Origin of the sequence: Mycolicibacterium novocastrense, assembly GCF_001570485.1 — a bacterium.
Classification (GTDB): Bacteria; Actinomycetota; Actinomycetes; order Mycobacteriales; family Mycobacteriaceae; genus Mycobacterium; species Mycobacterium novocastrense.
Map to the genome: position 1 here is coordinate 154,364 of NZ_BCTA01000093.1, position 13,917 is coordinate 168,280.

The 13,917-nt window shown below is 67.9% G+C and carries 13 protein-coding genes; 5 read left to right on the forward strand and 8 right to left on the reverse strand.

Features of this window, described 5'->3' with window-relative positions; translation table 11 throughout:
* Position 1: 1 nt before the first annotated feature.
* Positions 2-775 carry an endonuclease VIII Nei2 gene (gene nei2 / locus RMCN_RS27650; RefSeq protein WP_067396012.1) on the forward strand — a complete coding sequence of 258 codons (774 nt, stop codon included), beginning with the start codon at positions 2-4 and terminating at the stop codon, positions 773-775.
* Between the two features lie 88 nt (positions 776-863).
* Here the strand turns inward: nei2 and RMCN_RS27655 are convergent, their stop codons facing one another.
* Together RMCN_RS27655 and RMCN_RS27660 are read right to left on the reverse strand one after the other, a co-directional pair.
* Positions 864-1,970, reverse strand: a complete 1,107-nt coding sequence (locus RMCN_RS27655; protein ID WP_067396017.1) for a fatty acid desaturase family protein — start codon at positions 1,968-1,970, stop codon at positions 864-866.
* 18 nt (positions 1,971-1,988) lie between these two features.
* On the reverse strand, positions 1,989-3,056 hold the full coding sequence (locus tag RMCN_RS27660) for a ferredoxin reductase (protein WP_067396020.1): 1,068 nt from the start codon (positions 3,054-3,056) through the stop codon (positions 1,989-1,991).
* Between the two features lie 69 nt (positions 3,057-3,125).
* Between RMCN_RS27660 and RMCN_RS27665 the strand changes: the two genes are divergently transcribed.
* Together RMCN_RS27665 and RMCN_RS27670 are read left to right on the forward strand one after the other, a co-directional pair.
* Entirely contained in the window at positions 3,126-3,812 is a 687-nt protein-coding gene (locus RMCN_RS27665; RefSeq protein ID WP_064412360.1) for a TetR family transcriptional regulator, read from the forward strand.
* Between the two features lie 26 nt (positions 3,813-3,838).
* Entirely contained in the window at positions 3,839-4,627 is a 789-nt protein-coding gene (locus RMCN_RS27670) for an enoyl-CoA hydratase/isomerase family protein (RefSeq protein WP_067396022.1), read from the forward strand.
* On the opposite strand, the gene RMCN_RS27675 is transcribed toward RMCN_RS27670, so the two are convergent.
* Entirely contained in the window at positions 4,593-5,363 is a 771-nt protein-coding gene (locus RMCN_RS27675) for an SDR family NAD(P)-dependent oxidoreductase (RefSeq protein WP_067396025.1), read from the reverse strand. The genes RMCN_RS27670 and RMCN_RS27675 overlap by 35 nt on opposite strands.
* Before the next feature lie 29 nt (positions 5,364-5,392).
* On the reverse strand, positions 5,393-5,725 hold the full coding sequence (locus tag RMCN_RS30920; protein ID WP_131808617.1) for an RNA-binding protein: 333 nt from the start codon (positions 5,723-5,725) through the stop codon (positions 5,393-5,395).
* 659 nt (positions 5,726-6,384) lie between these two features.
* Here RMCN_RS30920 and RMCN_RS27685 point away from each other — a divergent pair.
* The gene (locus tag RMCN_RS27685; RefSeq protein ID WP_067396318.1) at positions 6,385-8,301 is read left to right on the forward strand and encodes a glycoside hydrolase family 2 protein; all 1,917 of its coding nucleotides are present in this window, start codon (positions 6,385-6,387) and stop codon (positions 8,299-8,301) included.
* Position 8,302: 1 nt separating this feature from the next.
* On the opposite strand, the gene RMCN_RS27690 is transcribed toward RMCN_RS27685, so the two are convergent.
* The 3 genes from RMCN_RS27690 to RMCN_RS27700 are packed head-to-tail and all read right to left on the reverse strand — an operon-like array spanning position 8,303 to position 12,381.
* Positions 8,303-9,160 carry a pseudouridine synthase gene (locus RMCN_RS27690; protein WP_064415703.1) on the reverse strand — a complete coding sequence of 286 codons (858 nt, stop codon included), beginning with the start codon at positions 9,158-9,160 and terminating at the stop codon, positions 8,303-8,305.
* A gap of 10 nt (positions 9,161-9,170) precedes the next feature.
* Positions 9,171-10,910 (reverse strand): glycerol-3-phosphate dehydrogenase, encoded by a 1,740-nt coding sequence (gene glpD, locus RMCN_RS27695; protein ID WP_067396027.1) that lies wholly within the window; start codon positions 10,908-10,910, stop codon positions 9,171-9,173.
* A gap of 55 nt (positions 10,911-10,965) precedes the next feature.
* Positions 10,966-12,381 carry an NAD(P)H-quinone dehydrogenase gene (locus tag RMCN_RS27700; RefSeq protein WP_064415701.1) on the reverse strand — a complete coding sequence of 472 codons (1,416 nt, stop codon included), beginning with the start codon at positions 12,379-12,381 and terminating at the stop codon, positions 10,966-10,968.
* A 65-nt stretch (positions 12,382-12,446) separates the two neighbouring features.
* Here RMCN_RS27700 and RMCN_RS27705 point away from each other — a divergent pair, with 65 nt between their 5' ends.
* The gene (locus RMCN_RS27705) at positions 12,447-12,920 is read left to right on the forward strand and encodes a gamma-glutamylcyclotransferase family protein (RefSeq protein ID WP_064345760.1); all 474 of its coding nucleotides are present in this window, start codon (positions 12,447-12,449) and stop codon (positions 12,918-12,920) included.
* 67 nt (positions 12,921-12,987) lie between these two features.
* Here RMCN_RS27705 and RMCN_RS27710 read toward each other — a convergent pair whose 3' ends face one another.
* Positions 12,988-13,875, reverse strand: a complete 888-nt coding sequence (locus tag RMCN_RS27710) for a type IV toxin-antitoxin system AbiEi family antitoxin (RefSeq protein ID WP_067396031.1) — start codon at positions 13,873-13,875, stop codon at positions 12,988-12,990.
* Positions 13,876-13,917 lie beyond the last annotated feature (42 nt).

Consider the following 13,917-nt stretch of genomic DNA (forward strand, 5'->3'; position numbering starts at 1 on the left):
CATGCCCGAAGGCGACACGGTCTACCGCACCGCCACCAAACTGCGCGAGGCACTGGCGGGCAAGCAGCTCACGCGCTGCGACGTGCGGGTGCCCAAGTTCGCGACGGTCGACCTGACGGGTTGTGTCGTCGACGAGGTGATCAGCCGCGGTAAGCATCTGTTCATCCGCGCCGGTGACGCCAGCATCCACTCCCATCTGAAGATGGAGGGCGCCTGGCTGATCGGCGGGCAGATTCGGCGGGTGCCCGAGTACAAGATCCGGATCCTGTTGTACACCAGCGACTCCCGCGCCGCCGGTGTCGACCTCGGCGTGCTGGAGATTCTGCCACGCGATCGCGATATGGAAGCCGTCGCCCACCTCGGCCCTGACCTGCTCGGCGACGACTGGGACCCGGCCGTCGCCAGGGCCAACCTCGTCGAGGATCCGCAGCGACCACTGGCCGAGGCGCTACTGGACCAGCGGGTGATGGCGGGCGTCGGCAACGTTTACGCCAACGAGCTCTGCTTCGTCACCGGCTACCTGCCCACCACTCCGGTCGGCAGGGTCAAGGACCCGCTGCGAATGGTGCAACGAGCCCGAGACATGCTGTGGCTGAACAGGTCCCGCGTCAACCGGACCACGACCGGCGACACCCGCGGCGGCCGCGACCTGTGGGTCTACGGCCGGCGTGGCCGACCGTGCCGCCGGTGCGGCACGCCCATCGAGTCGGACTCCCCGCGCCCCGGTAACCCGGGCGAACGCGTCTCCTACTGGTGTCCGGTCTGCCAGACCTGACCCGCGCCGAAGCGCGCCGAGACTGCGGTTTGTGACGGATTTCGGCCGATTCTCGTCAGATACCGCAGTCTCGCCGCGCCCGGGGTCGCTACGGCAGCGCCAACCGGACGATCTTGCGCACCACCGTCGCGAACTGCCGCGGCAGCGACCCCGCGTTGTACGGGATCCCGTAGCGGGTGCAGATGTCCTTGACCTCTTCGGAGATCTCGGCCAGGCGGTGCGCCGGGATGTCGGGGAACAGATGGTGCTCGATCTGGAACGACAGGTTTCCGCTCAGAATGTGGAACAGCCTTCCGCCAGTCAGGTTCGCCGAGCCCAGCACCTGCCGGAAGTACCACTGGCCCCGCGTTTCGGCCTTGGTCTCCTCCACGGAGAACTCCTGCACGTCGTCGGGGAAGTGACCGCAGAAGATGATCATGTACGCCCACACGTTGCGCATCAGGTTCGCGGTCAGGTTCCCCGCGAGCACCCACGGCGCGAACGGCCCGGCCAGCAGCGGGAACGCGACGTAATCCTTGAGTGCCTGGCGTTTGGTCTTGCGCCAGATGCCCTCGAGGATTTCGCGCTTGTCCGCGATCGTGATCTCCCCGGCGCGGATGCGCTCAGTCTCGAGTTCGTGCAGCGCGACGCCGTACTGGAACAGCACCATCAGAAGGAAGGCATAGACGGGGTTGCCGAGGAAGTACGGGGTCCACTTCTGGTCCTTGCTCATTCGCAGGATGCCGTAACCGACGTCGCGGTCCATGCCGACGATGTTGGTGTAGGTGTGGTGCATGTAGTTGTGCGAGTGGCGCCACTGCTCGCCCGGGCACGCGGTGTCCCATTCGAAACCCCGGCTGGAGATGTTCGGGTCGCCCATCCAGTCGTATTGACCGTGCATGACGTTGTGGCCGATCTCCATGTTGTCGAGGATCTTCGACAGTCCCAGCAGCGCGGTGCCCGCCAGCCAGAACGGCGGGAACACCCCGCCGAACAGCAGGGCCCGCCCGCCGATCTCGAAAGCGCGCTGGGTCTTGATGATTCGACGGATGTAGGTGGCGTCGCGCTCGCCGAGGTCGGCGATCACGCGCTCCTTGAGTGCGTCGAGTTCGCGGCCGAACGCCTCGGCCTGCTCGGCGGTCAAACTGATCTTCTTGCCCGCCACCGTCTTTTCCAGGGGGGGCGGTTTCGAAGTGATGTCGGTGATGACGGTCATGTCGAACTCCTTTCGGTTCTACAGCGCGAGGTCGACGTCGCCGACGGGGGCCGAGACGCAGATCTGCACGTCTTCCTCCTCCGCGGCGGACATCGCGCCGGTGACCATGTTCTTCACCACGCCGCGCGTCTTGCGGCGGGTGCAGCTGTGGCAGATGCCCATTCGGCATCCGCTTTCGGGGGCCAGGCCCGCGTCTTCGGCCTGCTCCAACAGCGGTCGACCGTCGTCGGTCACCGCCACCCCGCTGTCGGCGAACGTGATCGTGCCGCCGGAAGGTTCGGCGGGCACGGTGTACGTCGGGGGGACAAAGCTTTCCGAGCGCACGTTCGTGCAGTGCTCACGCACGGCGGAGGCCAGTTCGGGCGGCCCGCAGACGAACACCGCGTCCGGGTCTGGCATTGCCGCCTCCAGATGCGCGGGGCCGAAGCGACCGGTCAGGTCGGAGCCGGCCGCCGACCGCGTGTAGCCGTGCAGCACCCGCACGCCCGTCATCGCGTCGAGCTCGGCGCGGTAGCAGGCCTCCTCGGCGGAGCGGGCGTAGTGGATGAACGCGGTCTCGCCGCGGAACCCGCGGGCGCGCAGCGTGCGCAGCATCGACATCACCGGGGTGATGCCGCTACCGCCGGACACGAACAGGATGCGTCGCGGAGGGTCGTCGGGAACCACGAAGTCGCCGCCGACCGAGTCCAGACCCACCACCATGCCGGGGCGGGCGTGGTCGCACAGGTAGCCGGAGACCAGGCCCCCGTCGTGGCGGCCCACCGTCAGCTCGAGGTAGCGGTCCCCCTCGGCGCTGGCCGGCGAGTACGGCCGGGTGCGACGGCGACCGTCGATCTCGACCGTGAGGTTGACGTGCTGCCCGGCGCGGAAACCGGTGAACGCCTGATTCGGCTCCAGGGTGAGGGTGACGCTGCGCGGGGTCTGCCGCCGCACCGCGACGACTTCGGCTCGAGCGTCGCCCCGCGTCCAGGTGGGCGCGACGAGCTCGGTGTATCGGTCCACCCCGTGGGGCCCGGTGAGCAGGTCGATCAGCGGCGACCCGAGCACCCTTTCCCGCAGGCCACGGGTCAAAGTTTGAGTGAACATATGTACACCGTGCAGGGGTGTGCAGCACCTCGTCAACCCATTCACCCAGGTTGTGGTAGGTTTCACACAGTGAACAGTCGTACGCCTGGCTCACGGTCGAGCCGGTCGGGACGGTCACGTTCGCGCGAGCACCCGCGGGCGACCATGTCCCGCGAGGAGCGCAAGGAGGCCACCCGGCAGGCGATCGTCGCGGCCGCCCTCAAACTGCTCGAGGAGCGCAGTTTCTCCGCGCTGAGCCTGCGCGAGGTCACGCGAGAAGCCGGCATCGTGCCCGCGGCGTTCTACCGGCATTTCGAGTCGATGGAAGCCCTCGGCCTCGTCCTCATCGACGAGTCGTTCCGCAGCCTGCGCGACATGCTGCGCGGGGCCCGCGCGGGCAGGCTCGACCCCAAGCGGGTCATCGAGTCCAGCGTCGACATCCTCATCGACGGCGTGAACGAACGCCGCGAACACTGGCGCTTCATCGGCCGCGAACGAAACAGCGGCGTCACTGTTCTGCGCTACGCCATCCGCACCGAGATCCGGCTTATCACCTCCGAGCTCGCGATCGACCTGGCCCGCTTCCCGAACCTCAACACGTGGAGCAGCGAGGATCTCAACATCCTGGCGAGCCTGTTCGTCAACGCGATGATCGTGATCGCCGAAGCCATCGAGGACGCCCACGACCAGGCCGCCCTCAACGAGATCAAACGGGTGGCCGTCAAACAGCTGCGGATGATCGCGGTCGGAGTCGCGGGATGGCGCAGCACCGTGTGAAACCGGGTGCGGGTTAGCGTGTGCGCATGCCGCACCTCGAAGTTGCCTACCCCCGGCCCGACATCGCCGTGCTCACGCTGAACCGGCCCGAGAAGCTCAACGCGCTGTCCTACGAACTCGTCGAGGACCTCCACGCGACGCTGGAGCAGATCGGTGCCAACAACGACTGCCGCGTCGTCGTGCTCACCGGCGCCGGACGCGGCTTCTGCTCGGGGCTCGACCTGACCGATCCGAATCCGCAGAAGACAGGCCAGGGCACGGAATTTCCGCGTTCGGGTATGCGCTGGCAGGAGCGCATCGCCGACCTGACCGCCCGCATCCACCGGCTGCGCCAACCCGTGATCGCCGCGGTCAACGGGGTCGCGTACGGCGGCGGAATGGGCATCGCGCTGGCCTGCGACATCCGGATCGCCTCGGAGTCGGCACGCTTTTGCACCCAGTTCATCAAGCTGGGTCTCGGCGGCTGCGACATCGGGGTCAGCTATACGCTTCCCCGGATCATCGGCGCCGGTCCCGCATTCGATCTGATCCTCACGGCACGGGCGGTCGACGCGCCGGAGGCCTTACGGCTCGGGCTGGTGTCGCGGGTGTCGACAGACGAAGCGGTCGTCTTCGATGCCATGGCGATCGCCGAGACGCTCTGCGGCTACGGCAAGTTCGGCCTCGAGTCGACGAAGCAGGTGCTGTGGGCCAATCTCGAGGCGTCGAGCCTGGAAGCGGCCCTGCACCTGGAGAACCGCAGCCAGATCCTGGCCTCGACCAGCGGCGAGATGCGCGAAGCTAGCGAGGCGTTCCGCCGCCGTCCACGATCATGACCGTACCGGTGATGTAGCTGCCGGCATCCGACGCCAAGAGCAGAGCGGTGCCGACCATTTCGTCGGGTGATGCGAGCCGTTTGAGGAACGTGCTGCGCGCCATCCCGTCGACGACCTCCTGCGGGTTGTTGCGCATCATGTCGGTGTCCACCGGCCCGGGAGCGATCGCGTTCACCCGGATGCCCGAGGGAGCGAACTCGGCGGCCATCGACCGGGTGAACGACATCAGCGCGGCCTTGTTGGCGGAGTAGATCGAGGTCAACGCCGAGAAGTTGAACGCACCGACCGAAACCATGTTGATCACACTGGCTTTCGCGCTGGCTTTGAGATGAGGCAGGGCCGCCTGTACCAGGAACACCGGCCCGCGCAGGTTGACCTCGAAAGACTTCGTCAGGGCGTCGGGCGTCATCTCACCCAGCGGTTGCGCCAGGGCATTGGCGGCGTTGTTGACCACCACGTCGATCCCGCCGTACTCGTCGACGGTGCGCTGCACCAGCGCCTCGAGGGCGTCGACCTCACCCAAATGGGTGGGCACGCCGATTGCCTGGCCCCCCAGGCCGCGCAGATGCTGCACGGCCTGTTCGCAGGCCTCGGGTTTGCGGCTGGCCACCACGACGCGCGCGCCGGCCAGGACGAAGCCCTCGGCCAGCGCAAGGCCGATGCCCCTGGTGCCGCCCGTGACGATCACGGTGCGGCCGGTCATATCGAAGAGACGGTCGAACGAAGCGCGGTCCACGGCCGTCAGTCAAGCAGATGGACCAGGTCTCAGATGCAACCGCTCACGCTCACCCGACGCCCGACGTTGACGCACGCGCTGACGTTCGGCGCCGGCGGCGGCGGAACGTACACCGGCGGGGGCGGCGGGGGTGGAGGCGGAGGCGGCGCATCCGAGGGCGGTGGTGGCGGTGGCGGAGGTGGTGGTGGCGGTGGAGGTGGCGGCAACTCGTTGAGATACGAGAGCGGGTCGGCACACCCGGTCACGTCGACGAACCTGCCGCCGACCGAACCGCAGAGCGTCGCCTCGGCGCTCGGCGGGTTCACGGTCACCAATCCCCCGGCGAACAAGGCCGCAGCAGCGCACAGCACTACCTTGCGCACATCTCCTCCCTCCGGCGACGTACCGAGCGCCGTCGCCCGACCCGATTGTGGCAGTGACGCACGCGTCAGGGGGCCGAATGCGCGATCGGCGAGTCGCCGTAACGAACCCCGTAACGAACCCCTCAGCGTCTTCGATGTCCACTGCGATGCCCGAACCATTCCTTCCTGTATGGTGGCCGCATCCGGCGCCAACAGGATCCTCAGCCGTACCTCTAGTTCCTCTACCCACCGTTTGCTCAAGCGCGGCTTCTCCGCTGGGCGCAGCGCGATGACGGCGGTGTCCGAGAACGCCGTTCACGACCGCGCGTATCCGCGACGGCTATGGCGACGGCAACCGGGCAATGCTAAGCTGGACGAGCGTACAGAATTTGCACATACGCTGCGGCACAACAGCTCTCGCGCATCCACGCGTCCTTGATCGACTTCTTGGTCAATGCGCCGATGCCTGAAACAACGCATTCGTTCCGCATGCCGATGCAAAGCATAGGGAAACACCTGATTCCTCGCGACCTACCGCTGGCTAGGTTTGCCATGGCGTCCGGTGCGCCGCACCCGAACCGCATTTCGTCGATGGTTTCCAGCAGGGGGGACTAGCAGTCGTGGCCGTGAACACCGAGCTGTCGAACAACCGGCACCGTGTGCGCAAGATACTCAGCCGGATGACGGCCCTACCCCTCGCCCTGGCGGCGGGCTTCGCGATCTGTGCGGCCCCGGCGAACGCGGCCGAGGCGTGGCAGCGGGAGAGCCCGCCGCTGTCGACGCCGTGGACGCATCTCGTGGGGCCCAACAACGCCCTGCCGGAGTATCCCCGTCCGCAGATGACGCGGGCGCGGTGGCTGAACCTGAACGGGGTGTGGGCCTACACGGGCCGTTCGCAGGACACCGCGGTGACGACGCCGCCGTTCGCCAAGGAGTTCGACGAGAAGATCCTGGTCCCCTACCCCACGGAGTCGGCGCTGTCGGGGATCAAGCGTCATGACGACCAGATGTGGTACCGCAAGAATTTTCAGCTGCCCGGCACCTGGCGCGGACAGCGGGTGCTGCTGCACTTCGGCGCGGTCGATCAGACCGCGACGGTGTGGGTCAACAACAAACGCGTCGCCCACCACGAGGGCGGTTTCACCGCGTTCAGCGCGGATATCACCGATGCGCTGCGCTGGACGGGCACCCAGGAGATCGTCGTGCGCGCCGAGGACCGCAACGAAGCCGCACCGTTCGCCGTCGGCAAGCAACGCAACGATCCCGGGGGTCTCTTCTACACCGGTGCGTCCGGTATCTGGCAGACCGTGTGGATGGAACCCGTGCGCGCCGCACACGTCGAGAAGCTCGACGTCACGGCGGATTTGACGGGTTTCACCGTCACCACGCGCTCCACCGGGACAACCGACGAACGTGCCGAGGTGATCGTGTCGGCGCCCGACGGTCCGACGCTGGCCCGCAACCACGGGGAACCGGGCAAGCCGGTGCGTGTGCGGGTTCCCGACCCGCGCCTGTGGACACCGGACGACCCGTACCTCTACGACCTGACGGTGCGGCTGGTCACGCCCGAGGGCAAGGTCGTCGACGAGGTTGCCAGCTACGGCGGTCTGCGCACCATCAGCACGGTCACCGACCCGCAGGGCCGGCCGCGAATCGCGTTGAACGACAAGATCACGTTCCTGCACGGCCCGCTGGACCAGGGTTACTGGCCCGACGGCATCTTCACCGCTCCCACCGACGATGCGCTGAAGTTCGACCTGGAACGAACCAAGGCGCTCGGCATGAACTTCGTGCGCAAGCACGCCAAGGTCGAACCGGCGCGCTGGTATTACTGGGCGGACAAGCTCGGGTTGATGGTGTGGCAGGACATGCCGTCGCTGGATGTGTCCCTCGACATTCCGGTCGGCCCGGCGCCGGACCCGTCGCCGCAGGCGAAGGCCAACTTCGAACGCGAACTCGTCGAGATGATCGACCAGTTGCGAAGCGTCACTTCGATCGTCGGCTGGGTTCCGTTCAACGAGGGGTGGGGCGAGTTCGACACCGCGCGGATCGCGGGAGTGGCCAAGGCCGCCGACCCGACCCGGATGGTGAACGCCAACAGCGGGGTCAACTGCTGCAAGTCCAGGCCGGACAGCAGGGCCGGCGACGTCTACGACGACCACACCTACGTCGGTCCGGGCCGCCCGGTCCTTCACGACAATCCGGCGACCCCGCGCGACGAGCGAACGATGCTCGGCAACCGTCCGATTCCGCTCGAACACCGGGTGGTGGTGAACGGCGAGTACGGCGGGCTCGGGTTGATACCCCACGGCAACCGCTGGCCGGGCAGACCGCAGGCCTACGAAATGACCGACAGCCGAGCACGATTGACCGAACGCTACGTCCAGGTGAGCCGCGCGCTGGAAGACGAGGTCCGAAAGGGCGGCCTGTCCGGGGCGATCTACACCCAGACCACCGACGTCGAAAACGAGGTCAACGGGTACATGACGTACGACCGCTGGCTGGTCAAGATGTCGCTGCGAACGGTCGCCGAACGCAACCGCGCCGTGATCGCCGCGGGCGCCAAGGTGAACGAGCCGGTGGAGCAGCGTCGCTGAGTCACAGGCAACGGGTGCTCATGAAGGCGCGTCGACGTCTGCTGAGCGGGTCGGTGAACTCGAGGCGTTGCGCCAGCAGCTGCAGCGGCCGCGAGAAGTCGTCGGGTGCAACGTCGGTCACCGCCGGGTACAGCGGGTCGTTGACGATGGGCAGGCCCAGCGATGCCATGTGCACCCGCAGCTGATGCGTGCGCCCCGTATGCGGCGTCAGCCGGTACAGCCCGTCACCGTGGTGCTCGACCACAGTCTCGGCGTTCGGCTCGCCCGGCTCGTCGACCGCCTGTAGTTGCCCGCGCCGCTTGACAATTCGACTCCACACCACCCGCGGAAACCGCAGTGTCGGATCAAGCCCAGCCCGCGCCAGATACGTCTTGCGCACCTCGCCGCGCGCGAACATGGTCTGGTACGCGCCGCGCAACTCGCGGCGGGTCGTGAACAACAGCACGCCTGCGGTCAGCCGGTCCAACCGATGTGCGGGTGACAACTCCGGCAGGTCCAGTTCGCGGCGCAGCCGCACCAGCGCCGTCTGCGCGACGTGGCGGCCGCGCGGCATCGTCGCCAGGAAGTGCGGTTTGTCGACCACCACGATGTCGTCGTCGCGGTGCAGCACAGGAATGTCGAACGGCACCGCAACCTCGTCGCGCAGTTCGCGGTACAGGTACACGAACGCGCCGGGCGGCAGCACGGTCCCCGCGGTCACGACGTCGCCGTCGGCGGTCACCACCTCGCCCGCAAGCACTTTGGCCGCGGCCGCCTCGCCGAACCGGTCCGCCAGCTCGACCAGCACCGCACCGCCACGCAGCCGCACCCGCGCCGGGCCCAGCCCGTCGCGAACGGGCAGCGGCGCCGGGCGCCTCAAGGCCGGCACCTCAAGTGAGGGGGACGGGTTCGAGGATCTCGGCGCGTGCTTCGGGCGCTGCCGCCCGCAATGCGTCGGCCGACTCGTCATCGGGTTCCTGCTGCGAGCGGATCTCCGCGTCCACCCGGGCCAGATAGGTCTTGACCTCGCGGTCGACGTCCTCGTCGCTCCAACCCAGAACCGGCGCAACCACTTCGGCGACCTCACGCGCGCAGTCCACCCCGCGGTGCGGATACTCGATCGAGATCCTCATCCGCCGGGCCAGGATGTCCTCCAGATGCAACGCACCTTCGGCGGCCGCAGCGTAGAAGGCCTCGACCTTCAGGTAGACGGGCGCCTCGGTGATGGGGGTCAGCAGTTCGGGATCACCCTCGGCCATCTGCAGCACCTCGCCGATCAGCGAGCCGTACCGGTCCAGCAGGTGGCGCACCCGGTACGGATGCAGGTCGTAATGCTTTCCGACGCTTTGAGTCTGGTTGATCAGCGCGAAGTAGCCGTCGGCGCCCATCAGGGGAACCTTCTCGGTGATCGACCGCGCCACCCGCGCCGGGATGTACTCGGCGGCAGCGTCGATGGCGTCCTCGGCCATCACCCGGTAGGTCGTGTACTTGCCCCCCGCGATGGCGACCAGTCCCGGAGCGGGCACCGCGACGGCATGCTCACGCGACAGCTTCGAGGTCTCCTCGCTCTCGCCGGCCAGCAGCGGTCGCAGCCCGGCGTATACGCCGTCGATGTCGTCGTGGGTCAGCGGCGTCGCCAACACCGTGTTGACGGTTTCGAGCAGGTAGTCGATGTCGACCTTGGTGGCCGCCGGGTGCGCAAGGTCCAGATTCCAGTCGGTGTCGGTGGTCCCGATGATCCAGTGCGTGCCCCACGGAATCACGAACAGCACCGACTTCTCGGTGCGCAGGATGATCGCCACCTCGCTGACGATCCGATCGCGCGGCACCACGATGTGCACACCCTTGGACGCGCGCACCCGAAAGCGCCCGCGCTGCTTGGACAACGCCTGGATCTCGTCGGTCCAGACACCGGTGGCGTTCACGACGACGTGCCCGTGCACCTCGGTCACTGCGCCGTTCTCGGAGTCGCGGACCTCGACCCCGGTGACGCGGTCGCCTTCCCGGAGCAACGCGACCACCTGCGTCGACGTGCGCACCACGGCGCCGTAGTGCGCGGCCGTGCGGGCCACGGTCATCGTGTGGCGCGCGTCGTCGACCACGGTGTCGTAATAGCGGATGCCGCCGATCAATGACGACCGCTTGAGTCCCGGCGCCAGCCGCAACGCTGAAGACTTGGTCAGATGCTTCTGCGCCGGGACCGATTTCGCGCCGCCGAGCCGGTCGTAGAGGAAGATGCCCGCGGCGATGTACGGACGCTCCCACCACCGATTGGTCAGCGGAAACAGAAACGGCAACGGCTTGACCAGATGCGGCGCCAACGTCGTCAGCGACAGCTCGCGTTCGTGCAACGCCTCGCGCACCAACCCGAACTCCAACTGCTCGAGATAGCGCAGCCCGCCGTGGAACATCTTCGACGACCGGCTCGATGTGCCCGAGGCGAAGTCGCGCGCCTCCACGAGCGCGACCTTCAGACCCCGCGTGGCCGCATCCAGTGCCGCGCCCGCGCCGACGACTCCCCCGCCGATCACGACGACGTCGAACTGCTCGCTGCCGAGCCGTTCCCAGGCCTCGGCCCGCTGCTGGGGACCCAGAAGCGTCTGCCCGTTCGCCGGGATCGGGTCGGTCACCGGAACGGCTCCTCGTTACTCGTCGGTACGTGCGCGCATCCCAGGCTACGTGGAACTAGTCCAGATCGTCGTGCGCCATCAGGCGGCGGCCCGCTTCGGTGATCGAACCCGACAGCGACGGGTAGACCGAGAACGTCTGCGCCAGATCCTCGACGTCGTTGCCGTTCTGCACGGCCAGCGCGATCGGCATGATCAGCTCCGACGCGATCGGGGCGACCACCACACCGCCGATCACCACTCCCGTCGCCGGGCGGCAGAAGATCTTGACGAAACCGCGCCGCAGGCTCGACATCTTGGCGCGGGCGTTGGTGTGGAGCGGCAGCGTGATCGTTCGCGCGGCCACCGACCCGTCGTCGATCTTGGACTGCGGCACCCCCACCGCGGCGATCTCGGGCCGGGTGAACACCGCCGCGGCGACCGTCCGCAACCGGATCGGTTCGAGCCCCTCGCCCAGCACGTGGTACATCGCGATGCGGCCCTGCATGGCGGCCACCGAGGCCAGCAGCATCAGGCCGGTGCAGTCACCGGCGGCGTAAATGCCGGGCACCCCGGTGCGCGACACCCGGTCGACCTTCAGATAGTCGCCCTGACCGAGTTCGATGCCGACCCGTTCGAGGCCCAAGCCGCTGGTGTTGGGCACCGACCCGACCGTCATCAGCGCGTGGCTGCCCTCCACGGTGCGGCCGTCGGTCATCGTGACCAGCACGCCGGAGCCGTTACGCGTGACCGACTTGGCACGCGCGTTCTTGACCAAGGTCACCCCGCGGTCGCTCAGCGCGTCCTCGAGCACCGCGGCGGCGTCGGAGTCCTCGTGCGGCAGGATCTGGTCGCGGCTGGCCACCACCGTCACCTTGACCCCGAGTTCGGTGTAGGCGTTGACGAACTCCGCGCCGGTGACACCGGAGCCGACGACGACGAGGTGCTCGGGCAGGTCTTCGAGGTCGTAGAGCTGGCGCCAGTTGAGGATGCGTTCGCCGTCGGGTTCGGCGCCGGACAGCACGCGGGGGCTGGCGCCGGTCGCGATCAGCACGACGTCGGCCCTGATCGTGCTGACGGCGCCGTCGGGCTCGGTCACCTTGACCGTGTGCGTGGCCATCCCGGGCATGTCGTCGACGAGTTCACCGCGGCCGGCGATCAACGTGACGCCGTCGTTGCGCAGCCGTTCGGCGATGTCGGCCGACTGCGCGGCGGCCAGCCTCTTGACCCGCTGGTTGATCTTGGACAGCGAGATCTCGGCGTCGGAGAACTCCAGCGCATAGCCGAGATCGGGCGCGCGACGCAGTTCGGTGCGCACACCCGTAGACGCGATGAACGTCTTGGACGGGACGCAGTCCCACAGCACGCAGGCCCCGCCGATGCCGTCGGAGTCGACGACGGTGACCTCGGCAACCTCGGGTCCACGGGCCGCGGCGACCAGTGCCGCCTCATAGCCGGCGGGCCCGCCGCCGATGATCACGATGCGGGTTGCCACGCCCCCAACCTAACGAAGCGGGAGGTCGATCGCCCACGCGGCGCGCGAACGCTTAGTCTTTCTGGGTGCCGCTCTACGCCGCCTACGGATCGAACATGCATCCGGAGCAGATGTTGCAGCGCGCACCTCATTCTCCGATGGCGGGAACGGGCTGGCTGTACGGCTGGCGTCTGACGTTCGGCGGGGAGGACATCGGCTGGGAGGGTGCGCTGGCCACCGTCGTCGAGGATCCGACGTCGAAGGTCTTCGTCGTGCTCTACGACATGACCAAGGACGACGAGGCCAACCTGGATCGCTGGGAGGGCTCGGAACTCGGTTTCCACAAGAAGATCCGCTGCCGGGTGCACCGTATCTCGTCGGACACCGACTTCGAGCCCGTGCTCGCCTGGCTGTACGTGGTCGACGCGTGGGAGGGCGGCCTGCCGTCGGCGCGCTATCTCGGGGTGATGGCCGACGCCGCCGAAATCGCGGGTGCGCCAGCCGAGTACGTGCACCATCTGCGCACCCGACCCGCACTCAACATCGGACCGGGCTCCTAGCTCTCTTGCCGCGAGCGACCGTGTCTGTCCGCCGACACGCCGTATCTCGCGGACAATTTGCGGTCGCTCACGCCGCGCGAGCGCGACGAAGCTGTCGGTCGATGCGGTCGACGAACTGCCACTGCCGATGACGGACGTCGTCGTAGACGATCGCAATCACCGTCCAGCCGACATCCAGCAGTGCGGCTGTACGCCTGCGGTCACGCCGCATGGCCTCGGGGTCGCTGTGCCAGTCGACGCCGTCGTACTCGACGGCCACGTGCACGTCGGGCCACGCGAAGTCCAGGCGACGCACCTCCCCGTTTCCGTCGACGACCGCATACTGCAACTCCGGTATCGGCAGGCCACCGTCGATCATCGCCAGCCGGGCTTCGCTCTCCATCGGCGATTCCGAGCGGGCGTCGGCCAGGGCGATCAACTCCCGCACGGCGACGATTCCGCGCCGTCCGGCCTGGGCGACGGCGGCACGCCACAACTCGGTCCGATTGCACGAGCCGCTTCGGAGCGCGGCATCCAAGGTGGCCAGCGCCCTGGGCCGGCGTTGCGAGCGGGCCACCTCTACGGCGGTCCAGGCCGGCGCGGTGGCTGGCCTGCCATTGACGACGGTCAGCGGCGCGCCCTCACGACGGTGTACCACCAGCCCGTCGGTTGACCGCAACCGTGAACCCAGTGGGCTCAGCACATGGAGATCGGTCGGCTCCGCCGTATCGAAGCCGTACATCGCCGCCGCGGTGTGCAGACACGCAGCGACCGGCCGTCCGCAGCGCAAGTCCAGTCCCCGCAACCGCAGGATGTCGTCGGGTTCCTCCAAGCAGTAGACGCCCGGCCAGAGTCGTTGCAGTGGGCCGGTTTTGAGCGCCGCCTCGAAGCCCCGTCTCGTCATGTGTTGCAGAATCTGGCCGCTGGTCGCCAGTCCTGCCTGGGCGCTGAAGAGTCGCAACAACTCTGGGTTCACACGCCGATCGTCGACGACCGAGGAGCACCGGCCGCGGGTGTC